Annotated in this window: 22 protein-coding genes; 5 read left to right on the top strand and 17 right to left on the bottom strand. The window is 59.5% G+C overall.

Annotation, left to right across the window (positions count from 1 at the left end):
• Positions 1 to 107 precede the first annotated feature (107 nt).
• From ACWIKB_RS23115 to ACWIKB_RS23105, 3 genes are all read right to left on the bottom strand, one after another.
• On the bottom strand, positions 108 to 1,124 hold the full coding sequence (locus ACWIKB_RS23115) for an ABC transporter substrate-binding protein (protein ID WP_475269588.1): 1,017 nt from the start codon (positions 1,122 to 1,124) through the stop codon (positions 108 to 110).
• 129 nt (positions 1,125 to 1,253) lie between these two features.
• Positions 1,254 to 1,457, bottom strand: coding sequence for a hypothetical protein (locus ACWIKB_RS23110; protein WP_149658377.1), 204 nt, complete (start codon positions 1,455 to 1,457; stop codon positions 1,254 to 1,256).
• A complete protein-coding gene (locus tag ACWIKB_RS23105) occupies positions 1,457 to 1,927 on the bottom strand; it encodes a hypothetical protein (protein ID WP_123508817.1) in 471 nt (156 codons plus the stop codon). The genes ACWIKB_RS23110 and ACWIKB_RS23105 overlap by 1 nt, the downstream gene beginning before the upstream one ends.
• A 346-nt stretch (positions 1,928 to 2,273) precedes the next feature.
• Here ACWIKB_RS23105 and ACWIKB_RS23100 point away from each other — a divergent pair, with 346 nt between their 5' ends.
• The 3 genes from ACWIKB_RS23100 (at position 2,274) to ACWIKB_RS23090 (ending at position 3,335) form a co-directional block, all read left to right on the top strand.
• Entirely contained in the window at positions 2,274 to 2,585 is a 312-nt protein-coding gene (locus ACWIKB_RS23100; RefSeq protein ID WP_475269587.1) for a hypothetical protein, read from the top strand.
• 149 nt (positions 2,586 to 2,734) lie between these two features.
• Positions 2,735 to 2,965 (top strand): hypothetical protein, encoded by a 231-nt coding sequence (locus tag ACWIKB_RS23095; RefSeq protein WP_403018500.1) that lies wholly within the window; start codon positions 2,735 to 2,737, stop codon positions 2,963 to 2,965.
• Positions 2,966 to 3,095: 130 nt separating this feature from the next.
• On the top strand, positions 3,096 to 3,335 hold the full coding sequence (locus tag ACWIKB_RS23090; RefSeq protein WP_054052826.1) for a DUF2789 domain-containing protein: 240 nt from the start codon (positions 3,096 to 3,098) through the stop codon (positions 3,333 to 3,335).
• A gap of 205 nt (positions 3,336 to 3,540) precedes the next feature.
• Here the strand turns inward: ACWIKB_RS23090 and ACWIKB_RS23085 are convergent, their stop codons facing one another.
• The 14 genes from ACWIKB_RS23085 to ACWIKB_RS23020 form a co-directional block, all read right to left on the bottom strand.
• Positions 3,541 to 4,764, bottom strand: a complete 1,224-nt coding sequence (locus ACWIKB_RS23085; RefSeq protein WP_475269608.1) for a methyl-accepting chemotaxis protein — start codon at positions 4,762 to 4,764, stop codon at positions 3,541 to 3,543.
• 588 nt (positions 4,765 to 5,352) lie between these two features.
• A complete protein-coding gene (locus ACWIKB_RS23080) occupies positions 5,353 to 5,757 on the bottom strand; it encodes a TraR/DksA family transcriptional regulator (protein ID WP_010459637.1) in 405 nt (134 codons plus the stop codon).
• 326 nt (positions 5,758 to 6,083) lie between these two features.
• Complete coding sequence (locus ACWIKB_RS23075; protein ID WP_054052830.1) at positions 6,084 to 7,106, bottom strand: ABC transporter permease; 1,023 nt, start codon at positions 7,104 to 7,106, stop codon at positions 6,084 to 6,086.
• 173 nt (positions 7,107 to 7,279) lie between these two features.
• Positions 7,280 to 8,845, bottom strand: a complete 1,566-nt coding sequence (locus ACWIKB_RS23070; protein WP_475269585.1) for a sugar ABC transporter ATP-binding protein — start codon at positions 8,843 to 8,845, stop codon at positions 7,280 to 7,282.
• Positions 8,846 to 8,915: 70 nt separating this feature from the next.
• The gene (locus ACWIKB_RS23065) at positions 8,916 to 9,842 is read right to left on the bottom strand and encodes a sugar ABC transporter substrate-binding protein (RefSeq protein ID WP_475269584.1); all 927 of its coding nucleotides are present in this window, start codon (positions 9,840 to 9,842) and stop codon (positions 8,916 to 8,918) included.
• A 146-nt stretch (positions 9,843 to 9,988) separates the two neighbouring features.
• Entirely contained in the window at positions 9,989 to 11,041 is a 1,053-nt protein-coding gene (locus ACWIKB_RS23060) for a Gfo/Idh/MocA family protein (protein WP_475269583.1), read from the bottom strand.
• Positions 11,042 to 11,202: 161 nt separating this feature from the next.
• Positions 11,203 to 12,063 carry a sugar phosphate isomerase/epimerase family protein gene (locus ACWIKB_RS23055; RefSeq protein WP_475269582.1) on the bottom strand — a complete coding sequence of 287 codons (861 nt, stop codon included), beginning with the start codon at positions 12,061 to 12,063 and terminating at the stop codon, positions 11,203 to 11,205.
• Positions 12,064 to 12,191: 128 nt separating this feature from the next.
• Positions 12,192 to 13,202, bottom strand: a complete 1,011-nt coding sequence (iolG, locus tag ACWIKB_RS23050; protein WP_475269581.1) for a bifunctional inositol 2-dehydrogenase/D-chiro-inositol 1-dehydrogenase — start codon at positions 13,200 to 13,202, stop codon at positions 12,192 to 12,194.
• A gap of 40 nt (positions 13,203 to 13,242) precedes the next feature.
• The gene (gene iolD / locus ACWIKB_RS23045; protein WP_475269579.1) at positions 13,243 to 15,174 is read right to left on the bottom strand and encodes a 3D-(3,5/4)-trihydroxycyclohexane-1,2-dione acylhydrolase (decyclizing); all 1,932 of its coding nucleotides are present in this window, start codon (positions 15,172 to 15,174) and stop codon (positions 13,243 to 13,245) included.
• A 131-nt stretch (positions 15,175 to 15,305) separates the two neighbouring features.
• The gene (locus ACWIKB_RS23040; protein WP_475269578.1) at positions 15,306 to 16,127 is read right to left on the bottom strand and encodes a TIM barrel protein; all 822 of its coding nucleotides are present in this window, start codon (positions 16,125 to 16,127) and stop codon (positions 15,306 to 15,308) included.
• 23 nt (positions 16,128 to 16,150) lie between these two features.
• Positions 16,151 to 17,653: a CoA-acylating methylmalonate-semialdehyde dehydrogenase gene (locus ACWIKB_RS23035; RefSeq protein WP_475269577.1), complete on the bottom strand. Its 1,503-nt coding sequence runs from the start codon at positions 17,651 to 17,653 to the stop codon at positions 16,151 to 16,153.
• 44 nt (positions 17,654 to 17,697) lie between these two features.
• Positions 17,698 to 18,507 carry a 5-deoxy-glucuronate isomerase gene (gene iolB / locus ACWIKB_RS23030; RefSeq protein WP_475269576.1) on the bottom strand — a complete coding sequence of 270 codons (810 nt, stop codon included), beginning with the start codon at positions 18,505 to 18,507 and terminating at the stop codon, positions 17,698 to 17,700.
• Complete coding sequence (iolE, locus tag ACWIKB_RS23025; RefSeq protein ID WP_475269575.1) at positions 18,507 to 19,397, bottom strand: myo-inosose-2 dehydratase; 891 nt, start codon at positions 19,395 to 19,397, stop codon at positions 18,507 to 18,509. The genes iolB and iolE overlap by 1 nt, the downstream gene beginning before the upstream one ends.
• Positions 19,398 to 19,559: 162 nt before the next feature.
• Complete coding sequence (locus tag ACWIKB_RS23020) at positions 19,560 to 21,497, bottom strand: bifunctional 5-dehydro-2-deoxygluconokinase/5-dehydro-2-deoxyphosphogluconate aldolase (RefSeq protein WP_475269574.1); 1,938 nt, start codon at positions 21,495 to 21,497, stop codon at positions 19,560 to 19,562.
• Between the two features lie 310 nt (positions 21,498 to 21,807).
• Here ACWIKB_RS23020 and ACWIKB_RS23015 point away from each other — a divergent pair, with 310 nt between their 5' ends.
• On the top strand, positions 21,808 to 22,728 hold the full coding sequence (locus tag ACWIKB_RS23015; RefSeq protein WP_475269573.1) for a MurR/RpiR family transcriptional regulator: 921 nt from the start codon (positions 21,808 to 21,810) through the stop codon (positions 22,726 to 22,728).
• An 83-nt stretch (positions 22,729 to 22,811) separates the two neighbouring features.
• Positions 22,812 to 23,423 carry a glutathione S-transferase gene (locus ACWIKB_RS23010; RefSeq protein WP_475269572.1) on the top strand — a complete coding sequence of 204 codons (612 nt, stop codon included), beginning with the start codon at positions 22,812 to 22,814 and terminating at the stop codon, positions 23,421 to 23,423.
• Positions 23,424 to 23,425 lie beyond the last annotated feature (2 nt).

Raw genomic sequence — 23,425 nt, 5'->3', positions numbered from 1 at the left:
AGCAAGCCCGCTCCCACAGGGGATTGGGGGTGAACACACATTCTGTGTCCATCCAAATCCAATGTGGGAGCGGGCTTGCTCGCGAAGGCGTCATCAGCCCCACCCCATCACTGAAGACTGGCGCTAACCTTATCCGCCACATCCTTCGGCACCCAAGCCTGCCACACCTCAGGGTGCGCCTTCATGAACGCCTCGGCCGCCTGGCGCGGTGCGGTGTGTTTCTCACTCATTTGCGCCAAAGCCTTATTCAACGGCCCGATCGGCAAATCGACCTTGCTGAAGAACTGGGCGATCTCTGGATATTGCTTCTGGAACGGCGTGGACACCCCAATCGACAGTTTCGAGGCCAGCGAACGGGTCGGTTTCGGATTCGGGTTGTCGGCGTCGGTCAGGGTTTTCCAGGCTTCGGCGTCAAACGGCGGTTCTTCCAGCTGAATCAGCTTGTAGCGCCCGAGCAACGGCGTCGGTGACCAGTAGTAGAACAACACCGGCTTGCCACGGCGAATTGACGACGCGATCTCCGCGTCCAGCGCGGCGCCGGAACCGCTGCGGAAATTCACAAAACTGTCGTTCAACCCATAGGCCGTGAGCTTTTGCTTGTTGACCACTTCCGAGGTCCAGCCGATCGGGCTGTTGAGGAAGCGTCCCTTGCCCGGGCTTTCCGGGTCGCTGAACACGTCCTTGTAACGCGGCAGGTCGCTGACACTGCGCAGGTCCGGCGCCAGGGGCTTGATGCCCTTGGCCGGGTCGCCCTTGATCACGTATTCCGGCACCCACCAGCCTTCGGTGGCGCCCTTGACCGTATCGCCCAGGCTCGCGACCTTGCCTTCGGCCTCCGCCTTGACCCACACCGGGCTGCGCCCGGCCCACTCTTCGCCAATAACCTGGATGTCATTGTTGGCCAGGGCGGTTTCCAGGGTGATGGTGGTTCCCGGCAACGTGTCGGTCGGCAGGCCGTAGCCCTTCTCGACGATGATCCGCAGGATATCGGTGATCAGGCTGCCGCTTTCCCAGTTCAGGTCGGCGAAGTGGATCGGCGCCTGGTCGGCGAACACCGGGACCGGCGAGGCCAACAAACCAAAGGTGGCCAGGGTAGCGGCCAACAACCGTCGAAGTCCTTTCATGCTTTTGCACCTCGTGCTGTTCACAGCAATAGCAGGATGGCCTGACAGACAAGACCGCAAGCCTCTGAATACTCAGTCCATTGACTGTAGTAGAGGTTCCCGCTTTTTAGGGGTCACGAGGTGCGAGGATTACTTTTCAGAAGGTTGCTGCAACCGGGCCAATTCCCTTCTCACCATGCTGGCGTACTCCGCCGGGCGCAAGGTGTAGATCTGTGACGCCACCCAGGTCAGCCAGCCGCCTTGCAGAATCGCCTTCTGGTCGAACAGGCGCTGGGCCTCGACCTGTGCACTGGCAAGATTCTGAACGTGGAAATCGGCGCGGGTCAGCGGCATTACTCGCTGGCCTTGAAGGTCACCAGTTCACCCTTGCGCCACTTGGCGGCTTTGGCCGTCACGGCTTTCAGGGTTTTGGTCAGGCCTTCCTGCAACTGCTGGTGGGCGGCAAACACCATCACCACGCTATGGCCTTCCTTGAACACGATGCCGTGACCGTCGGCGGTGGTGACAAATGCGTAATCGCCCAGGCCGTAGACCGTCAGTTTGATTTCCCGGAACTTGATGTCCAGTTTGCCGCCTTCGCGACTGGGCAACACCGAAGCGCTGAAATGATCGCCGACCTTGAGTTTGAGGCCGGGCTTATCGTCCACCACCAGCGCTGCTTCGGTATCGATTTCGGCTATGTAGATGCCTTCCGCGTTCTGTTCGGTGACATAGACAAAACGGGACTGAAACTGTTTAACCAACTTTGCACGCAAATCACCCAGGACGAACAACGCGTGCATATCAAGATTACTTACTGCCAAGGAAACATCCCCACATCTGAAAATGATGCCGTACGCAGGAACAACGCACAGCAGAAAAAAGCGGCCATGGCGAATGTGTTGCCAAATGAGCCGGGTTGAAATCCTGAACTGAGCAGTGCGCTCATCCATCGCGAGGTAAATGAGATTACTGGATTGTCACTCGCGCCGTCCTCCCTGACGTTCGCCAGACGTTGAAGGAAAAGGCCATTCTCGCGGCCGGAAAAGACGTACTACTAACTTTAGGGAAAAAACTCTTTAAAAAAAGCACTTTTCCGACATATCGCCAGAAAAAAATTGCTTTAGATGGACGCCAACGCCAGCCAGTGATGGCGATTCTAGAGCAGCGATGCTCGCCGAGACTACTCAAAACGACGAACACACGTCGGTAAAAACACGAAAAGGACTTCTTATGTGCACGATGACCCACTTTGCGAAGCACTCAACGCCTGACGAAAACACCCCTCAGCCCCCGCAGTCGGTGAAGTTTCAAGCCTATACCCTGCCCCCTCAGGTGCTTGCCATACCGCGTTTTCAAGTCGTGCCGGCAGGCAAGGCTTTCTTCCACATCATGGAAACTGCCACTGGTCGCGTCAGAGGTTTCCGCGCCAGCCATAATGCTGCTTGCGCCCTCGCCCATACCCTGACGGCGCGCACCTGACGCATTTATCCCTAATGACGTTTCGTCACGCCGACGACTTAACTCAGCCGTCGGCCGGCAACTACTGCCATACTGCACGCCCCATGAATTCCGGCCCCTCGGCGGACGGCTTTCAATACAACAGAACTTTTCCAAGGGAAGGCTGCTACGTGACGGAATTTGATATCGGCGAATTTTTTATCCGGGGCGAAGCCAGAGAAGTCGACGGCGAATTCCAGGCTGTCATTGTGATGCGTGCCAAACCACCCTTGACCACCGTGACCTATCACCAGGTCGAGAAAGATCGCTGGTTCAAGACCTCGGACGTCGCGTTGATCGCCGCCCTGGAAGCCGCCAAGGCCCTGAAGCTGGCGGTCGATGACGGTGCATTGAAAGCCTGATCCGGCTTTGCCGTCTATGCTCTCTCCTGCTTTCGACCATCGCAATCGAACTCCTGACGCGCGGCTCCCTCAGATGCAGTGAAGCCGCCCCTCAGATCTCGTACTCGACGCGACCCGCAAGGAGATGAACATGGATTCACCGACACACGACTTGAAAGGTTTGTTCGACCAGCTCGGCCTGGACTCCAGCGAGAAGGCCATTGACGATTTCATTGCCAGCCACTCACCGCTTCCCGACGATAAGAAACTGATCGATGCCGAGTTCTGGACCCCGCAACAAGCCGGGTTCCTGAAAGAACAGCTGCGTGAAGACGCCGACTGGGCGCGAGTGGTGGATGATCTGAATTTGCGGATGCATCAGGTTCACTAGGCTGCACACCTGAAAAAATCTTGAGCAAAAGAGACCCCTGTGGCGAGGGGGCTTGCCCCCGTTCGACTGCGAAGCAGTCGCCAACCCAGGCAACTCGGTAAGTCTGAAAAAAGCAGGTGGCCGCTTCGCGACCCAGCGGGGGCAAGCCCCCTCGCCACAAAAGCCCTCCAAGACACAAATATGAGCCGTCTGAAGAACCACGCACCTAGCGTGGTTTTTCCGGTTTATACCCCAACCGCAACCCACCCCAATGCCTTCCCTTAAGCATGATCGGCACCGACAAATCGTGCATCAACTCGCCCGTATCACGGGTATAGGTCTGCAACAGCACCGGTTGCTGATGACTGCCACAGCGGATGCCGGTGCGGTCGGCAAATTTGCGTTTGGTACGGTTCTGCACGGCATCGACCTGCGCATCACCGGTCAGTGGCTGGCTGAACACCGTGTTATGTGTCGGCACATAGCCCTGCTGCGTGCAGGCGATGGCAAACACCAATCCCTCATGACGCGGTAGCAGCGGCTCCTGAATCGCCGGCAACACCTGATCGGTGTAACGGTCGAAACGGGTCTGGAACTTGGCCGGGCTGGTGTTGGGAATCGCCTGGTAATTGCGATCGAACAGATCATCAAGGCTGACACGGCCCTGATCGATATCCGCTTCAAAGCGCGCAGCGATCTGACTGGCGCCTTCAAGGGCCAGGTCATAAATCCGTTGGTGATAGTCATCCAGCCCAACCTCGGCCAGGCGCTCGCTGATGGTTTCGGCCTGCCCTTCCATCTGCACCGCAGCCTTGGCCAGGTGCTGGGTCTGTTGATCGCTGATCGCCAGATCGCTGCGCATCTGTTCGATGGCATGGAACAGACTGTCCAGCTGTTCGCGGTTGGTGTCGGCGCCCCGGGCGATTTCTCCGACCTGGTGTTCCACACCGGCGGCCAGGCGCGCGATGTTTTCCAGATGCTGGCCGGTGTGCTCCACCTGTTTGACGCCGACGTCCAGGTCGCTGGAGAGCTGACGGATCTGCTCGACCACTTGCGCGGTGCGTTGCTGGATGTCAGCGACCATCTCCCCGACTTCCCCGGTGGCTGTCGCGGTACGTGCGGCCAGGCCACGCACTTCATCTGCCACCACGGCAAAACCGCGACCGTGCTCCCCGGCCCGCGCGGCTTCGATAGCCGCGTTGAGCGCCAGCAGGTTGGTCTGGCTGGCGATGGACTGGATCACCAGGGTGACCCGCTGAATGTCATCACTGCGCAGGCTCAGGGCTTCGATCAGTTCTCGACTGGCACTGGCACGCTGGCTGAGCTGATGCATGCGGGAGATCGATTCGATCAATTCGGTGCGCCCGGCGGCACTGCTCTGATGAGCTTCGCTGGCCGCGCTCAAGGCTTCTCGGCTGAGCGTCGAGGTCGCCTGTTCGGTGGAGATCATCACTTCGGCATTGCTGACAATCCGCTTGGCCGCATCGAGTTGCGACTGCACCTTCTCGGCCAGTTGTTTGACCGAAAACGCTACGCCAGCGGCGGAGAGCGCGTTGTGACTGGTGGTGTAGGAAAGATCGCGGGTCAGCTCGGCGATGGCGCTGGTGTTATCAGCAGGGGTTGAATCGGGGATCGCGCGCGAACGCAGACGCGGTAGCCAGATGATCAGCACGGCCACGGGCAGGCCAATGTAAAGCGACGCCCCACCCAAGGTCATACCGCAGAGCAACAGCACCAGGGCGATGCTTTGCAACGTCGGCGTCAACCAAAGGCTTTTTGGCGCAAGCACTGGTGCAGGCACAGGCCCAACCAGAGATCCGTCTCTCGTCATCTTCGTCACCCCAAGCGTGTTCTATTTGTTGTGACTGCATTAAACGCCACTAATGGGCCATTATCTATGGTCCGTTAGTAGTGGATGTTGCAGCAGGTCAACAGAAGTGCGGGGGATTTTCAGACGGCAAAAAGCTTCGCGGGCAAGCCTCGCTCCTACAGGAGGTGTGTAGGAGCGAGGCTTGCCCGCGAAGGGGGCGCTACCGAATCAGGCCTGACGCTGGTGCTTGTCGATCTGCTCGTGACGCTCTTGAGCTTCGATGCAGTACTTGGTGGTCGGGCTGATCAGCAGGCGTTTAAGGCCAATGGCCTCGCCGCTGTCGTCGCACCAGCCAAAGCTGTCTTCTTTGATGCGTTCCAGAGCCTGTTCCAACTGAGGCAGCATGCGCTGGTCGCGATCGATCGCGTTCACCAGCCAGGTGCGCTCTTCTTCTACGGAAGCAGCATCGGCCGGGTCAGCCGGGGTGTCCAGGCTTTCGATGGCGATGCGGTTCTGCTCGATGCGCTCGTGGGTTTCAACTTTCATGTTCTGCAACAGCTCATAGAAAAAAGCATGTTGCTCGGCATTCATGTAGTCATCCGCCGGCATGGCCAGCAACTTGTCCTTTGTCATTGATATCTCTATAAAAAAACGTGCATTAAGGCGAATTAGGGAGCGTTCCGTCGGACCTCGTCGGCCGTCGGAAAGGCGCCGTTTATTCCAAGCGCCACCCGGCACTCAATTTACGAGGGGCGGCAGTCTAAGGCCGACTTGAGGCCTCAGCAACTGAAAAGACAGCGAATTTGTCCGACAACACCCGGAAAGTGCGCTATGGCAGCCGTTGTGGTGGTTATCGGAGTGCGTTTATAGCAAGAAATTCAGTCCAACGGCTTTATATAGAAGACAAACGGCTACGCCACGCGGGTCAGGCGTGGCGCATTTTGCTGTTTATTGCGGTTTCAGCGTTTGAGTTTGCGCTTGTTGCGGTACTGGTCGATGACCACCGCCACCACAATGATCAGCCCCTTGATGATGTCCTGAATATACGCATCGACCCCGACAAAGGTAAAGCCGCTGGCCATCACCCCGAGAATCAACGCACCGATCACGGTCCCAGTGATGCGCCCTACGCCGCCAGCCAGGCTGGTGCCACCGATCACCGCAGCGGCAATCGCATCCAGTTCATAGGACATGCCCATCCCGGCCTGCCCGGTCGCGGCACGGGCCGAGGCCACGACGCCAGCCAGGCCCGCGAGCAACCCGGCGATGCTGTAGACGATCACCAGATGCCGCTTGACGTTGATCCCGGAAGTCCGCGCCGCCTGCATGTTGCCGCCGATGGCGTAGGTGTATTTGCCGTACTTGGTGTAGCGCAGGGCGATGTGGAAGATTACCGCCACCACCAGGAAGATAATCACCGGCATCGCGCCGTGGCCGATGGCGGTGTAGGAATCGGACAACATGCTCACCGGTTGGCCTTCGGTGTAATACCGCGCCAGACCACGGGCAGAAACCATCATGCCAAGGGTGGCAATGAATGGCGGGATTCCGGTGACGGCAATGATGCTGCCGTTGATCGCCCCCGCCAGCAGTCCGACCCCGAGCCCGGCTATCACCGGTATCCACACCGGCAAGTCGGTCAGCGACGGAAACACCGCCCGGGCGAAGTCCGAGGTCTGGGCCAGGCTGGCGGCAATCATCGCCGACAGCGCAAGCACCGAGCCGGAGGACAGGTCAATACCGGTGGTGATGATCACCTGAGTCACGCCGATCGCCAGCAGGCCGATGATCGACACTTGCAGGATCATCAGCACCAGGCGCTGGGAATTCATCAGGAAACTCTGGTCGCGCACGATCCAGCCGAACACCTCAAAGACCAGGCCGATACCGATCAGCACCAGGAAGATGCTCAACTCGGTCGGGAAGCGCCGACGACTCTTGGTCGGTGCCGTTGCTGGCTTGTTTTCCAGTATCGCGTTCATAACCCACCCTTCAAATAAAAATCCGGCATCAAATACATACCCTGCGACCAGTGATTACCTGTGGCGAGGGAGCTTGCTCCCGATGGGCAGCCAAGCGGCCCCAAAGAACAGGACTGCTACGCAGCCCAGCGGGAGCAAGCTCCCTCGCCACAGAATCCCGGCTCACCCTTGATTCAATGGCGTACGGACATGCCCGAGGCCAGTTGCATCACCCGTTCCTGGGTCGCTTCGCTGCGGTCGAGGGTGCCCATCAGGTCGCCCTCGTGCATGACCATCACCCGGTCGCTCATGCCGAGCACTTCCGGCAGTTCCGAGGAAATCATGATCACCGCCATGCCTTCGCTGGCGAGGTAGGAGATCAGCCGGTAGATCTCGGCCTTGGCACCGACGTCGATGCCACGAGTCGGCTCGTCGAGGATCAGGATTCGTGGATTGGTCATCAGCCAGCGCGCCAACAGGGCTTTCTGCTGATTACCGCCAGACAAGGTGTCGATGCACTGCTCCAGCGACGGAGTCTTGACCCGTAGCTTTTTGCACATGTCTTCGCACAGCACCCGCAGGGCTTTCTGCTGAATGAAGCCGTGACCGGCGTAATGCGGCAGCACGGCCATTTCCATGTTTTCCAGCACCGACAGGCACGGGAACAGGCCACTGAGCTTGCGATCCTCAGTCAGCAGCGCGAAGCCCTTCTCGATCGCCATGTGAGGATCGCTGATGCGCACCACCTGACCGTCGAGGCGAATCTCACCGCCGTCGCTGGGGGTGATGCCGAAAATTGCTTCGGCGACGTTGGTCCGCCCGGAGCCCATCAACCCGGCAAGCCCGAGGATCTCCCCGGCATGCAGGTCAAAGGACACACCTTTGAAAATCCCGTCGAGCTTGAGGTCGCGCACCGACAGCAGCAAATCGCCAATCGGCTTCTCGCGCACCGGGAACAACTGGCTCAACTCGCGGCCGACCATCATCGAAATCAGGCTGTCGCCGTCCATGCTGTCGGCCCGTTGCAGGCCGATATAGGCGCCGTCGCGAAACACCGCCACTTCATCGGCGATGGCGAACACTTCGTTCATTTTGTGAGTGATGTAGATGATGCCTTTGCCCTGACTCTTGAGGTCGGCAATGATCGAGAACAGGTGGGCCACTTCCTTGTCGGTGATGGCCGAGGTCGGTTCGTCCATGATCAGGACGTCGGAGTCGTAGGACACGGCTTTGGCGATCTCGACCATCTGCCGCTCGGCGATGCTCAGGTTACCGACCTGCTCTTCCGGGTCGAGGTTAATCCGCAGGCGCTCCAGCAGTTTCGCAGTGCAGCGATGCATTTCGCGATGATCAATCATGTGAAAGCCGTTGAGCTGCTCGCGACCGATCCAGATGTTTTCGGCGATGCTCATGTGCGGCATCAGGTTGAGTTCCTGGTGGATCATCGCGATCCCGGCCTGGAGTGCCGACAGCGGTGTTTCGAAGACAACCGGTTTGCCCCGCAGGCGAATTTCACCGGCGTCCGGCTGGTAGATGCCCGCGATGATTTTCATCAGGGTCGATTTGCCCGCACCGTTCTCACCCATCAGGGCCAGCACGGAACCGGGGCGCACCCGAAGCTGCACATCGGACAAGGCCACCACACCGGGAAAACCCTTGCTGACGTTGATGATCTCCAGCAGGTACGGCTCATCGACAGGTGTAGCGGTTGGCTGGATACCCACCAACGGGGTGCTCGAAGCAGTCGCTGAAGCGAACATGATCAGGTACTCCATCAGCAAGGTCGCGGTGGCAACCTTGCGTGCTTATTGTTGTTATTGAACGGACGGACTATTTGAACGTGTCGACGTTTTGCGGGGTGATCAGGCGATACGGCACCCAGACGTTCTGTTCCACCGGCTCGTTCTTGGCCATTTTCACGGCTGTATCAATGGAACCGTCCGCCTGGCCTTTTGCGTCCTGGAACACCGATACCGTCATGTTGCCTTTCTTGATCGCGTTCAAGCCGTCCGGCGTACCGTCGACCCCTGCGATCAGCACCGTGCCCTTGTCGACGCCGGCCTGACTCAGGGCCATCGCGGCGCCAATGGCCATTTCGTCGTTGTTGGCCACCACCGCGTCAAACTTGCGGCCCTGGGTCAGCCAGTCGTTGACCAGGGTCATGCCTTTATCCCGCAGCCAAACGCCGGTCTGCTCTTGCTCGACCTTGATGTTCGGGTATTTCGCCAGCACCTCTTTTACGCCTTTGGTGCGGTTGGTGGTGGAGTTGTTCGCCAGGTCGCCCAACAGAATCACGATGTCGCCCTTGCCGCCCATTTTGTCGGCCAGGTATTGCATCTGCATTTCACCGGCCTCCAGGTCGTTGGACGCTACGGTAACCACGCCTTTGGGCAGTTTCAGGTCATCCGGGCGGCGGTTGACGTAGACCAGCGGGATACCCGCCTTGACGGCGGCTTCAGTGATTTTGCGAGTGGCGGCGGTATCCACCGGGTTGACCACGATGGCATCGACCTTCTGGCTGATGAAGCTTTCCACCTGGCTCAACTGCTTGACCACGTCGCTGCGAGCGTCTTCGAATTGCAACTGCACGCCATCGGGATAGGACTTGGCTTTCTTGTCCATGGATTCGCGCAGGTAGGTCAGCCAGGTGTCATCGAACTGGGACATGCTCACGCCGATCTTCATATCAGCCAGTGCAGCGCCGCTGGCGAACATCAAGGACAAGGCAAGCGCGGTGAAACGGATCGGGGTCTTCATGAAAAGTCTTTCTCCACATTCTTGTTGGTTTTATGGATAAAGCGTGTCGATTTCAGTCAGGAGCAAAAGCGTAAAACGTATCGCGAGGCAGTCGCTGGAAATGACTCTATTGGAATATAATTTCTACATCAACTCATTTTAGAATTTTATTCTGATTTTATTCCACGGGCGTCGAACTGGCCCAATTCCACCACTTGATGGCGCTCGGCACTCAATCTCGCAGCGTCCAGAACACGGGTGGTCGCCAGTGCATCACGGGCCTCGACCGGCAGTGGGCCACCGCTCTGTAACGCGGTTTGTAGCTGTAAATAGAACTGGTTCCAGCAGCCGCGCTCGGAGGGAACGCGCTCGCGTACCTCGCCTTGTTCAAACCAGCCCCAGTTCCGGTGTTCCTCGACGCCCCAGCGTTCGCCTTCGGATTTTGGCGAGAGCCCGGCCAGCGCCGAGGCCTCCTGCCCGTCCAGCCCATCGACGCTGTAGCAGCCCTGGGTGCCCGTGACCCGAAAGCGTGGTCCGGGGGTGTTTTGCAGGCAACTGCCGCCCAGATGCGAAGTGACGCCGTTTGCGTGGGTCAGCGACACGAAGAAGCCGTTATCGTAGGTCTGGCCTTTTTCGAGGTAGTCCAGTTCGGCGTACACCTGCGTGACCGGGCCGAATAACAGCAACGCCTGATCCACCAGATGGCTGCCCAAATCCCGCAAGAAACCGCCGCCGCTGCCGTTGTTCACCGCTTGCGGTGAGTAGCGTTCGATCCGCGATTCGAAACGGGTGATTTGGCCCAGCGCGCCGGACTCAATGAGTTTGCGCACAGTGAGGAAATCCGAATCCCAGCGCCGGTTCTGGTAGACGCTGAGCCGCACGCCCTGGCGCTCGGCCATGGTGATCAGGGTTTGCGCCTGTTGCGCATCGGCGGCGAACGGTTTGTCGCTGACCACCGCCACCCCGTGCTCGATGCCGTCGAGCACCAGCGCCGGACGACCCTTGAGCGGCGTCGACACCACCAGCACGTCGATCCCGGCTTCCACCAGTTGGCCGATGCTGTCGAAGGCCGGCACGTTGGGGTGTTCGGCGGCGAGCAACTGTCGGCGCTCCGGGGAACGGGTGACCACACCAACAAACGTGGCGCCCGGCAGGCTGCTGAGCAGCGGAGCATGGAAAAACCGGCCGCCATGGCCGTAACCGACAAGTCCGATACGCATGTGTGTATTCCTTCTTATTGTTATATGAGCCGCTCACTGGATGCCCCTAATCCCTGTGGGAGCGGGCTTGCTCGCGAAGGCGGTGTGTCAGCCAACGAAGATGTTGGATGGGATACCGCTTTCGCGAGCAAGCCCGCTCCCACAAGGGTTTTGTGTGGGGCTTAGCGGCAGAGTTCGCTTTTGACCCGTTCCAGCATCATCCGGTTGGACTCATCCGGCCGGTCTTCCCAGGCGAACACCGACACCGTGGCGATGCCGTCGAACTGGATCTCGCGCAACGTGCTGAAGAACGCCTCCCAATTGACCTCGCCCTGGCCGATGTCCAGATGCTGGTGCACCGTGGCCACCACACCCGGCGGGTTGACGATGTAGCGCAACCCGGAGGACGCCTTGTGGTTGTAGGTGTCGGCGATGATCAAGTGGCTCAGCTTGGAGCCGGCGTATTTCAGCATCGAGGCGATATCGCCGACGCCGTCGTCATAGAAAAACGTGTGCGGCGCGGCATAGAGGTAGTTGATCCAGTCGCGGTCGAGGCCGCGAATGATGTCCACCGACTCGTTGTTGCGCTCGCAGAAGTCATACGGATGCGCCTGGATATCGAGCTTGATGCCTTCGCGTTCAAATTCGGGCATCAGTTCGTCCATGGAGCGCATGAACTGGTTCTCGCACACCAGCGGGTTGTCTGATTGGCCGGTGAACTCGGTGTTGACCAGTTCGCAGTCCATTTCCACGGCGATCTGGATCGCGCGTTTCCAGTTGCGCACGGCGGCAACCCGCAGGCCTTCGTCGGCAGCGGCCCAGTGGTACATCGGTAATAAAGAAGAGAGTTTGACCCCGGTGTCGCTCAGGGCTTTGCGAAATTCCTTGATCCGCGCCTTGTCTACCCGTGGGGCTTTGTAGAACGGCAGGAAGTCTTCGCGGGGCGAGAGTTCGATGTGTTCGTAACCGAGCTCGGCGACTTTATCGACCATTTTGCCCAAGGACAGGGTGCGGTACATGTAGGGGTCTAGTGCGATGCGCATATTTTATTCTCCTTCACCACTTCCCTTGTGGGAGCGGGCTTGCTCGCGAAAGCGGTGTGTCAGTCAACGAAGATGTCGAATGTGATACCGCTTTCGCGAGCAAGCCCGCTCCCACATTGGGTCTGGGGTTAGCCGTAGAAATGTGGGCGCTCTGGCAGGCCGACTTTAACGATCTGGCCGCTGTTTTGCGCTTCGATGCACTTGTCTGCTGCCACTGCCGCCGCAAAGCCATCCCATGCCGATGGGCCGCCGACTTGGCCCGCACGCACGCCATCAATGAAGGCCTGAAGCTCAACGTCATACGCCGCGATAAACCGATCCTTCCAGTCCATCAGAATCGCATTCGACAGTTTCGCACCACTGCGCAATTGCACCTGTTGCGGCTCCGGCAGTTTCGCGATGCCGGTCTCCCCCACCACTTCGCACTGGATGTCGTAGCCGTACTGGCAGTTAACAAACACTTCGACGTCGATGCGCGTGCCCTTGGCGGTTTCCAGCAGGACGATCTGCGGGTCTTTTAAATGCGCGAGTGCTTTGCTGCTCTTGCGCGGGAACACCACTTGCACCGAGACGTAGTCGTCATCGAGCAACCAGCGCAGCACATCCAGTTCATGGATCAGCGTGTCGGTGATCGCCATATCGGTTTTGTAGTTTTCGCCCACGGTCGGGTTGCGGTGCGCGCAATGCAGCATCAGCGGTTCGCCGATCTGGCCGCTGTCGATCACCGCTTTGAGGGCGCGATAACCTTCATCGTACGGACGCATAAAACCGACCTGCACCAGGCGCTTGCCGTGGGCCACTTCGGCTTCGACGATCTTGCGGCAGCCTTCGGCGGTGACGGCCAGAGGCTTTTCGCAGAACACCGGTTTGCCCGCCGCAATGGCGGCCAGCACGAACTCTTCGTGGCTCGGGCCCCAGGAGGTGACGAGGATCGCTTCGACTTCTGGCGCCTTGATCAGCGCGTGGCCGTCGGGATAGACCTCGGCCGTCAGTTTCAGGTCGGACACGACTTTCGCCGCTTGCTGCAAGTTGATGTCGGTGACCGCGACCACCTGGCTATTGAGCAAGGTCTGGCTGCAACGACGGATATGGTCCTGGCCGATGGCCCCGGTGCCGATGACGCCAATCTTTAAAGACATGTAGAGACTCCTGGAGTTTGTAGTTGTTCGTTCAGGGCAATCAGTACTGACGGGCCTTGGCCAGTCGTTCGTTCAGGGTCTTGGCCACCGCGTCGGTGCGGGCGCTGGTGGAGACTTGCGCCACGCCGACCCGCCACCACGACAGGTATTTGTGAATCATCGTCTTGGGCAGAACTTTGATATCGATCAGGGTCGAGACCGTCTGCAACCGCGCATCCGCCAGCGCCGCTTGCAGTTCTTCAACGGTATTCACCTTGTAAGTCTTGCAGCCATAAGCCGCCGCGCTCATGGCGAAATCCACCGGTACGAAGCCGCCATCGAGCTTGCCGGTTTCCGGGTTGCGGAAGCGAAACTCGGTGCCGAAGCTGTCCATGCCGTGTTCCATTTGCAGGTTGTTGATGCAGCCGAAGGTCATGTTGTCCAGTAGCACCACGTTGATCTTGCGCCGCTCCTGGATCGAGGTCGCCAGTTCCGAGTGCAGCATCATGTAAGAGCCGTCACCGACCAATGCGTAGACCTCGCGATCCGGCTCGGCAAGCTTCACCCCCAGCGCGGCATTGACCTCGTAGCCCATGCACGAATAGCCGTATTCGACGTGGTAAGTGTTCACGCCTTTGCTGCGCCAGCTGCGCTGCAAGTCACCGGGCAGGCTGCCGGCGGCGGCGACAATCACCGCGTCGTCAGCCAGGGTTTCGTTGAGCACGCTGAGCACGCGGCTCTGGGTCAGGCAGGAACCGGTGAGCTCGATGAATTCCCGTAGCACGGCCGGGTCCATGTGGTCGTTGATTTCCGGGACAAAATCCTTGGCTTGGTACTCGACCTGATAGATCCGATCGACTTCCTCATCCAGTTGCGCCTTGGCCTGGCGCGGTTGATCGCCCCAACTCGAGCGGTAATCGCCCAGTGCATCGGCCAATGCCAGCAAACCGCTTTTGGCGTCGGCCAGCAGTTGCACGCCGTCGAGTTTCAGCGCATCGCAGGGGCTGATATTCAGGTTGAGAAATTGCACCTCGGGATGTTGGAACAGGGATTTCGACGCCGTGGTGAAATCGCTGTAGCGAGTGCCGATGCCGATGATCAGGTCGGCGTCTTTCGCCAGCAGGTTTGCCGCCAGACAACCGGTTTCGCCAATGCCACCAACGTTCAGCGGATGGCTCGACACCACCGCGCTCTTGCCGGCCTGGGTTTCAGCGAACGGAATATCGAAGCGCTCGGCAAACGCCTGCAACGCCGCATTGGCCCCGGAATAACGCACCCCGCCACCACAAATAATCAGCGGTTTGCGTTTGCCTTTGAACAGCGCCAGTGCATCGCCGAGCATGGCTTCAGTGGCCGGGCGCCGCTCGATGCGGTGCACGCGCTTTTGCAGGAAGTAATCCGGGTAGTCGTAGGCTTCGGCTTGCACGTCTTGCGGCAAAGCCAGGGTCACGGCACCGGTTTCGGCGGGGTCGGTGAGCACACGCATGGCGTGGATCGCCGCGGTCATCAGTTGCTCGGGACGGTTGATGCGGTCCCAGTATTTGCTCACGGCTTTGAAGGCATCGTTGGTGCTGATGCTCAGGTCGTGGAACTGTTCGATCTGTTGCAGCACCGGGTCCGGTTGGCGACAAGCGTAGACATCGCCAGGCAGCAGCAATAATGGAATGCGGTTAGCCGTGGCCGTGGCGGCAGCGGTCAACATATTGGCCGCGCCGGGGCCGACCGATGAAGAGCAAGCGTAGATCTTGCGCCGCAGGTGTTGCTTGGCGAAACCGATGGCGGCGTGGGCCATGCCTTGCTCGTTGCGGCCCTGATGCACGATCAAATCGCCGCTGTCCTGCTCCAGGGCCTGGCCCAGGCCGAGCACGTTGCCGTGGCCGAAAATGGTAAAAACCCCGGCGACGAATTTGCTCTGGACACCATCGACTTCGATGTACTGGTTATCGAGGAATTTCACCAGGGCCTGGGCCATGGTCAGTCTTGTAGTGGTCATGTCCGATCCTTCAATACACGAAGAAACCCATGTGGGAGCGGGCTTGCTCGCGAAAGCGGCGGCACATCCAACATTGATGTCGCCTGACACTCCGCATTCGCGAGCAAGCCCGCTCCCACAGGGAATCTTCATTAGCCTTGAGAGTTTTGCAGGTGGTTCATGCTTGCGCCGATTGCCTGTTCGATATCCGCCAGGCCATGCACGCTGTCGGCGAACGGTTCAAACGACAGGTAGCCGCTGTAACCGCTGCCCAGCAAAGTTTCGATCTGCGTGGCATTACCAAGAATGTCGCCCTCGCCCACCAGCACCCGATGGCCATCGCGAATACTGCTCAGCGGCGCTTCGGCATCCTCGACGCCAGAGATATGCACCAACCCGGTCAGCGCAGGGAAAAACTCCTGCTCACTGGCGAGGTGATGGTGAAAGGTGTCATGAACCAGCCGGAACACATCCAGCCCGCCAATCGCCTTGATCGCATCCACCGCCGGCCGTTTGCGCCGCAACGAACACTCTTCAAACCCCAAGGGCTCGATGAACCCGAGTATCCCGTGGTCGCGCAGGATCGGCGCCAGTTCCGTCAACGCCGTACGCAAACCCGAAGCGCGTTCGGCTTCATTGCGCTTATCGGCGCGATCATTCAACGGGCACATCACCAGCCCCTGCGCCCCGCAATCCCGGGCATACGCAGCCAGCTTCAACGCCTGGGCACGACGCTCGTCATTCCACACATCAAACGGGTACAGCGCGTTTATCGACAGCACCGTGATGCCTTTGGCCGCGCACAGTTCACGCACCGTTTCGGGCGCTGTGCCGTCTTCGATCTCGATGCCTTTGAGGTCGTTGCGGATCTCGATGGCGTCGGCCTTGAGGGTCACCGCCAGGTCGATGAACGCTGGCAGGGACAAACGGGGGGCGACCATACGGTTCAGGGCGAAACGCAGGGGCTTGCTCATTATTGTTGTTCTCCGCAGGTGAATTATTTGGCGGTTGGCATGCTGAATTCTGGGCCTTTGGCGATGCTGTCAGGCCAACGTTGCATCACGCTTTTGTAGCGACTGTAGAAACGGATGCCTTCTTCGCCATACGCGTGGTGGTCGCCGAACAGCGAGCGCTTCCAGCCGCCGAACGAGTGCCAGGCCATCGGCACCGGGATCGGCACGTTGATGCCGACCATGCCGACCTTGATGGTGCGGGCAAACGCGCGGGCAATGCCGCCATCACTAGTGAAACAAGACACGCCGTTGCCGAATTCGTGGGCGTTGATCAACGCCACGGCACTGGCGAAATCCGGTACGCGAACGATGCCCAGCACCGGGCCGAAAATTTCTTGCTGGTAGATGCTCATCTCGGTCGTGACGTTATCGAACAGCGTCGCGCCAACGAAGAAACCGTTCTCGGCGCCCGGCACCTTGAAGTGGCGACCATCGACGATCAATTGCGCGCCCTGGGCCACGCCTTCGCCGATAAAGCCCTCGACCTTGGCCTTGTGCTCGGCGGTGACCAGCGGCCCCATGTCGCTGTCGCCCTGCATGCCGTTGCCGACCTTGAGCTGATCAATGCGTGGCAGCAACTTGGCAATCAACTGGTCGCCGACATCGCCCACTGCCACGGCAATCGAGATCGCCATGCAGCGCTCGCCAGCCGAGCCGTATGCCGCGCCGATCAAGGCATCAGCGGCTTGATCCAGATCCGCGTCGGGCATGACGATCATGTGGTTCTTCGCGCCGCCCAGCGCCTGCACGCGTTTGCCGCGAGACGTGGCTTGCTGGTGGATGTATTCGGCAATCGGCGTCGAACCGACAAAGGAAATCGCCTCGATGTCCGGGTGTTGCAGCAACGCATCCACCGCGACTTTATCGCCCTGGACCACGTTGAACACACCGTCCGGTAACCCGGCTTCAGTCAGCAAACGCGCCATCAGCAAACTGGCCGATGGGTCACGTTCGGACGGCTTGAGGATGAAGCAGTTACCGGTGACCAGCGCCAGCGGGATCATCCACAGCGGCACCATCACCGGGAAGTTGAACGGCGTGACCCCGGCGCAAACGCCCAGGGGCTGGCGCAGGTTCCAGTTGTCGATGCCGCCGCCGATGTTGTCGCTGAAATCGGTTTTCAGCAGGTTCGGCGCACCGCAGGCGTATTCGACGATTTCGATGCCGCGAGTGACTTCACCCTTGGCGTCCGACAGGACTTTGCCGTGTTCGCGGCTGATGATTTCGGCCAGTTCGTTGTGGTGGCGGTCGAGCAGTTCCTTGAACTTGAACATCACCCGGGAGCGACGTAGCGACGATTGCTCGGACCATGCCGGAAAAGCTTGCAGGGCCGAGGCCACGGCTTCGTCCACGGTCTTCTCGCTCGCCAAACCGACCCGCGCCTGCACCGCACCGGTGGCCGGGTTGAATACATTGCTGAAGCGTTCGCTGCCGCTGTCTTGCACCTGGCCGTTGATGTAATGGCCTAAAACCGGGGCGTTGCTCATTGTTCTTGTTCTCCGTGCAAAGTGTCGAATTCAGGCTTTTTAGTTCAAAGATCAAGCAGCCAACTGTGCTGCGGATCGTTATGGAACTGCCAGACGCGTTTCGGCCCGGCCATCACGTTCAGGTAGTACGACTCGTAGCCGTACGGCACGCTGACCGGGTGGTAACCCTTGGGCACCACGACCAGATCGCTGTTTTCCACGGCCATGGCTTGATCGATGCTGCGGTCGTCGGTGTAGACCCGCTGGAACACGAAGCCCTGGGGCGGATTGATCTGGTGGTAATAGGTTTCTTCGAGAAAGCTCTGGTGCGGCAGGTCGTCGGTGTCGTGCTTGTGCGGCGGGTAGCTCGACGAGTGCCCGGACGGCGTGCGCACTTCCACCACCAGCAGCGAATGCGCGGGCTCGGTGTCTGGCAGGATGTCGCAGACGTAACGGGTGTTGGCGCCCTTGCCGCGCACGCTGCGCTTCATGGTTTCGGGTTTGATCAAGCGTGGGCCAAGGTTGTTGGCGGTTGAGCCGGGCGCGGCGCACACAGCAATTTGCACATCGCTGAGGGCCACCACTTGCGCCTGACTGCCCGGTGGCAAATACGCGGCGAACGGGGATTTGTCCTCGAACACCGATTGGCGATCGCCGAGGTTGTCCCAGTCGAACGCGCCCTGCCCCGGTGCTTCGCCCTTGATGCTGACGCGACCACTGAGCAGCACCAGGCACAGTTCTTTATCGCCCGCCGACACCGGCAAGGTTTCGCCGAGGCTCAAGCGATACGCAGCGAAGCCGACGTATTCCAGTTCATCTTTGCCCAACTCGACCATGGTCCGGCCACGGGCATTGCTTTTAACCAACAGGCTCATCACTTAATCCTCTCGTCGAGCAGTGCACGCAAGGTGTCGAAGCCTTTCTTGGCGTAGACGTAACTCGGCGCTACCGCCGGATCTTGTTCGGCTTCGACCACCAGCCAGCCGTGGTAATCGGCGGCCAGCAACACATCGAGCAACGCGCCGAAATCAATGTCGCCGTCCCCCGGCACGGTGAAGGTGCCGTTGATGATGCAGTCCGGGAAACTCCACAAGTGGTTGCGCGCCAGTTGCACCACCGGTTTGCGCACGTCCTTGAAATGCACGTGGCAGATGCGTTCGATGTGTTTGCGCAGCACCTGCAGCGGTTCGCCGCCGCCCATGTAGCAGTGGCCCGAATCGAACAGCAGGCCGACTTCGCTGCCGGTCAGGGCCATCAACTTGTCGATGTCCGCCGGGGATTCGACGTAGGCGCCCATGTGGTGGTGATACGCCAGGCGCACGCCTTGGGACAGGGTGAAACGCGCCAGTTCGGTGAGCTTGTCGGCGTACTCCTGCCAGGCTTGCTCAGTGTGGAAACGCGGACGTTCCACCAGTGGAATGCGCTGGCCCTGGATCGAGTCAGCGACTTCGCCGTAGACCAGCACCGTGGCGCCGTTTTTGGCCAGCAGCTCGACATGGCTGCCGATGGCGTCGATTTCCTCGGCCACCGAACGACGGGCCAAACGGCTGGAATACCAGCCGGACACCAGCGCCAGATCGTAAGGCCGCAGCACGTCACCGACGCCTTTGGCATCCTTGGGAAATTTACCGTTGAGTTCGAAACCTTCGTAGCCGATTTCCTTGCCTTCGCTCAACGCAGTGCTTAGCGGCGTCTCGCCACCGAGGGACGGCAGATCGTCGTTGCTCCAGGAGATCGGGTTGATGCCAATTCGGATAGCGGGCATGGCTGCACCTTTTATTGTTTTTACAAATCTGTAAGACCGACGCTGAACCCCTTGTGGGAGCGGGCTTGCTCGCGAAGGCGGTGTATCAGGCGACACATGGGTTGAATGTGCCGGCCTCTTCGCGAGCAAGCCCGCTCCCACATTGGGTTTTGCGGTGTTTGGTCAGGCGCGGGCCGTGCGCCAAGCGTCGATCAGTTCGACAAACGTCCCCTGCACCTGGCGGATCAACGTTTCATCGTCGATTTCCCCCGCCATCCACGCTCGGCTCGGTTCCTGGAAAATCGTGCGTCCCACGGCAAACCCTCGGCAGGTCTGGCTCTGACTCGCCTGTTGAAAGCCTTCGGCCAACGCCGCCGCCGGGGCATTCAGGCCCAACAGCACGACCCCACGGCAATACGGGTCACGCTCCTGAATCAACTCATCAAGCTGTTTCCATTCCTCGGCACTCTGCGCTTCGATCTTCCACCACGCCGGGTAAATACCCAGGTTGTAGAGGCGTTTCAGCGCGCGGTACAGCACGTCCGGATGGGTCGACGGATGATCCTTCGGCGGGATGATTTCCAGCAGCAGTTCATGCCCGCTGACCTGCGACGCCTGATACAAACCCTTGATCTGCGCTTCCTGTTCCAGGCGCAACAGCGGCTCATCGTCCGGGTGGAATTGCACCAGGCACTTGATGATTTGTTCTTGCGGCCAGGCAATCAGGTTGCTGCCAATGGAGCGCCCGTGCTCGAAAGCCAGCGGCCGCGAACCTTGCACTTCCACCGGCCGCGCCACCCACCAGCCACGACCGGTGGCGGCGTTGAGCGAGTCCTGGCCGAAACGTTGATCCGCCAGCAGCCCGACATCGGCTTCGATGCCCTGCTTTTTTAAATCAGCTTCGACTCGTTCCACGGCTTTAATAAAGAGTTGCTTGAGTTCGCAAATCGCACTCAGCTCACGACCGCCCTTCTGCGCCAGTTCCACCAGTTGTCCGCGATGGTCGAAGGCGAAGATGAACAGTTGCTTCCACTGTTTGCGCGGCACGCTGACTTGATGCAGGCGTTGCAGCGTGACGTCCTGATCCGGCCGGGTGATCGGCACCGGGCTGTTGAACAGATAGTCGAGTTCGGCGCGGGTCGGCATCGCCGGAGCGCAGGCGTGGCGCGACACCACCAGCCCGCCGCAGGCATTGGCCAACTGGCAGCAACGCTCGTCGCTGGCGTCTTCCAGCCAACCGGCGAGGAAGCCCGACATAAAGGCATCGCCGGCGCCCAGCACGTTGAGTACTTCGACGCGCACGCCGGGGTAAATCGCGCCGTCTTCGAGACGCACCGGGATCACCCCGTGAATCACCGTGCAACCCTGCGGGCCGAGCTTGACCACCAAGGTCGCGTCACTCAAGCGCCGAACATTGCGCAGCGCCGTGAGCAAATCCTCGGAACCGCCGGCAATCAAAAACTCTTCTTCGGTGCCGACGATCAGGTCAAAACGCGGGAGGATTTTCTGCACGTGCTGGCTGACGTTCTGATCGGCGACAAAACGGGTTTCGCCGTCGGCCTTACCGGCCAGGCCCCAGAGCACCGGACGGTAGTCGATGTCCAGAATACGTTTGACGTTGTGCTTCTCGGCGTAATCCAGGGCCTGGATGCTCGCCTTGTACACGCCGTCGGTGGAGAAATGAGTGCCGGTGATCAGCAAGGCTTTGCTGGAGGCAATAAAGGCTTCGCTGATGTCTTCGGCCCGCAGCGCCATGTCGGCGCAGTTTTCACGGTAGAACACCAACGGAAAGGTTTCGCGGTCCTTGAGGCCCAGCAGGACCATGGCGGTCAGGCGTTCCGGATCGACCTTGATACCGCTGACATCACAGCCTTCGCGGGCCAGGGATTCAAGGAGGAAGCGGCCCATGTGGTCGTCGCCTACCCGGCTCAGCATGGCCGACTTGAGGCCCAGGCGTGCGGTGCCGAAGGCGATGTTGGCGGAGGATCCACCGAGGTATTTGGCGAAGCTTGAAACATCTTCCAACCGCGCGCCGACTTGCTGCGCATAGAGGTCGACGCCAAGGCGCCCCAGGCAAATCAGATCCAATTGACGCCCACTGGCAAAACGAGTCTGGCCCATGCTGGCTCCTGTTATTTTTATCAGCCTGCGTTCGGGACGATGGACGTGCCGAACACTCTTGGTGGATGCAGACTAAAACGACCGGGACCGAACAATCAATATTTATTCTATATATTTTTTACGTGGAATATTTTTTCCAATAAACTCCAGTACGAGCGTTCCAGAGGCAGTGCATCGTTTCAGCAGGCCGCTTGCCGACGGCAAGCTCAAGATTTTATTCCGGCCTACCCTGTAGACTGCGCACAGCCAACCTATTGTCAGGGGATGACCGATTCGTCATTCCTATAAGAACAAGCCAGAAGGATTCTTTATGTCCCGCACCGATCAGCCGGCTACGACCGAGAGCACGCCCGAGAGCGATCTTGAGAGCCCACCGATCAATGCCGAGCGATTGCTGCAGCTGATCACCAACGAATACGAAAGCCTGCCGCGCCAACTCAAACGCATCGCCAGCTACATGAGCCAGCAGAGCGACCGGATCATGGTCGACCGCATCAGCGACATCGCCCGGGAATGCGAAGTGCACCCCTCAGCCATCGTGCGTTTCTCCCAGCGCTTTGGTTTCAGCGGTTTCAGCGAGATGCAGGCGTTATTCCGCGAGGCGTATACGCACAAAACCACCCCGGTGCAGAACTACCAGCAGCGCATCCGCAGCATGATCGCCAACAAGTCGCAGAAGGCCAGCGGCGGCGACCTTGCGCGCGAATGCATCGACGCCACGCTGTCGGGCATCGAACGTCTGGGCATGGAGCTCGACGATGTGGCCTTCGACAAGGCCGTTGACCTCGTCGTGAATGCCGACAACATCTACGTAGTCGGCGTGCGCCGTTCGTTCGCAGTGGCCGATTACCTGGTCTACAACCTGCAACACACCAACAAGCGCATTCACCTGGTGTCCGGCCTCGGCGGCAGCTACCGCGAGCAGATGCGCAGCGTGCGCGCCAATGACCTGGTGATCGCCATCAGCTTCACGCCCTATGGCAAGGAAACCCAGCACTGCCTGCGCATCGCCCAGCACCATCAGGCGAAAACCCTGATCATCACCGACAGCAACCTTTCGCCGCTGGCCAAGCGGGCGAGCACGGTGTTGCTGGTGAATGAAGGGAGTTCGTTTGCGTTTCGCTCGTTGAGTGCGACGTTGTGTTTGTGTCAGGCGTTGTTTATTGCGGTGGCGTATCGGTTGGAATTGAAGGTGGATGAGATTCATGAGCAGGTGGGGTTTGAGGATTAGCGCGGCAGCGTTTGCAGGTCGCTGAACCTCTGACTAAGGTTGGCTGCATCGCGAGCAAGCTTTGCTCCTACAGGGGAACGTTGATGAAATTGATCGGCATGCTGGATTCACCCTACGTGCGGCGCGTAGCGATTTCTGCCAGGCACTTAGGCATCGATCTTGAGCACGAATCGGTGTCGGTGTTCCGGCATTTCGAGCAGTTCCAGCAGATCAATCCGGTGGTCAAGGCGCCGACGCTGGTGCTGGATGATGGTGAGGTGTTGGTCGATTCGACGCTGATCATCGACTACCTGGAAGCGCTTGCCGGGCCTTCTAAAAGCTTAATGCCAAGCGACTTGAAGCAGCGTCTGCGCGCGTTGCGGGTGATCGGGTTGGCGTTGGCGGCGTGCGAGAAGTCGGTGCAGCTTTACTACGAACGTAATCTGCGGCCGGCGGATATTCAGTATCAGCCGTGGGTTGAGCGGGTTGAAGGGCAACTCGCTGCCGCCTATTCGGCGCTGGAGCGGGAGATTTCGAAGCAACCCTTGCTGGGTGGTTCCGGGATAGCCCAGGACGGGATTACCGTTGCAGTCGCCTGGAGCTTCACCAACCTCGTGGTGCCGGATCAGGTTGATGCCACACGCTTCCCGCAGATCGCCGAGTTCACCGCGCAGGCGGAAAAGCTTGAGGCGTTCATCGCTACCCCGATAACCTGAGC

The organism is Pseudomonas sp. 5Vm1k (genome assembly GCF_056161485.1).
Note: the sequence above shows the minus strand (reverse complement) of the source record. Positions and strands in the feature narration are given on the sequence as shown.

Coding starts and splice junctions, on each gene's coding strand:
- ACWIKB_RS23020 (WP_475269574.1), bottom strand. CDS start 21,497: ATGGGCCAGACTCGTTTTGCCAGTGGGCGTCAATTGGATCTGATTTGC.
- ACWIKB_RS23035 (WP_475269577.1), bottom strand. CDS start 17,653: ATGAGCAACGCCCCGGTTTTAGGCCATTACATCAACGGCCAGGTGCAA.
- ACWIKB_RS23110 (WP_149658377.1), bottom strand. CDS start 1,457: ATGCCGCTGACCCGCGCCGATTTCCACGTTCAGAATCTTGCCAGTGCA.
- ACWIKB_RS23100 (WP_475269587.1), top strand. CDS start 2,274: ATGCTCGCCGAGACTACTCAAAACGACGAACACACGTCGGTAAAAACA.
- ACWIKB_RS23085 (WP_475269608.1), bottom strand. CDS start 4,764: ATGATCTCCACCGAACAGGCGACCTCGACGCTCAGCCGAGAAGCCTTG.
- ACWIKB_RS23040 (WP_475269578.1), bottom strand. CDS start 16,127: ATGAGCAAGCCCCTGCGTTTCGCCCTGAACCGTATGGTCGCCCCCCGT.
- iolB (WP_475269576.1), bottom strand. CDS start 18,507: ATGAGCCTGTTGGTTAAAAGCAATGCCCGTGGCCGGACCATGGTCGAG.
- ACWIKB_RS23080 (WP_010459637.1), bottom strand. CDS start 5,757: ATGACAAAGGACAAGTTGCTGGCCATGCCGGCGGATGACTACATGAAT.
- ACWIKB_RS23115 (WP_475269588.1), bottom strand. CDS start 1,124: ATGAAAGGACTTCGACGGTTGTTGGCCGCTACCCTGGCCACCTTTGGT.
- iolD (WP_475269579.1), bottom strand. CDS start 15,174: ATGACCACTACAAGACTGACCATGGCCCAGGCCCTGGTGAAATTCCTC.
- ACWIKB_RS23060 (WP_475269583.1), bottom strand. CDS start 11,041: ATGCGTATCGGACTTGTCGGTTACGGCCATGGCGGCCGGTTTTTCCAT.
- ACWIKB_RS23090 (WP_054052826.1), top strand. CDS start 3,096: ATGGATTCACCGACACACGACTTGAAAGGTTTGTTCGACCAGCTCGGC.
- ACWIKB_RS23075 (WP_054052830.1), bottom strand. CDS start 7,106: ATGAACGCGATACTGGAAAACAAGCCAGCAACGGCACCGACCAAGAGT.
- iolE (WP_475269575.1), bottom strand. CDS start 19,397: ATGCCCGCTATCCGAATTGGCATCAACCCGATCTCCTGGAGCAACGAC.
- ACWIKB_RS23015 (WP_475269573.1), top strand. CDS start 21,808: ATGTCCCGCACCGATCAGCCGGCTACGACCGAGAGCACGCCCGAGAGC.
- ACWIKB_RS23010 (WP_475269572.1), top strand. CDS start 22,812: ATGAAATTGATCGGCATGCTGGATTCACCCTACGTGCGGCGCGTAGCG.
- iolG (WP_475269581.1), bottom strand. CDS start 13,202: ATGTCTTTAAAGATTGGCGTCATCGGCACCGGGGCCATCGGCCAGGAC.
- ACWIKB_RS23055 (WP_475269582.1), bottom strand. CDS start 12,063: ATGCGCATCGCACTAGACCCCTACATGTACCGCACCCTGTCCTTGGGC.
- ACWIKB_RS23070 (WP_475269585.1), bottom strand. CDS start 8,845: ATGTTCGCTTCAGCGACTGCTTCGAGCACCCCGTTGGTGGGTATCCAG.
- ACWIKB_RS23065 (WP_475269584.1), bottom strand. CDS start 9,842: ATGAAGACCCCGATCCGTTTCACCGCGCTTGCCTTGTCCTTGATGTTC.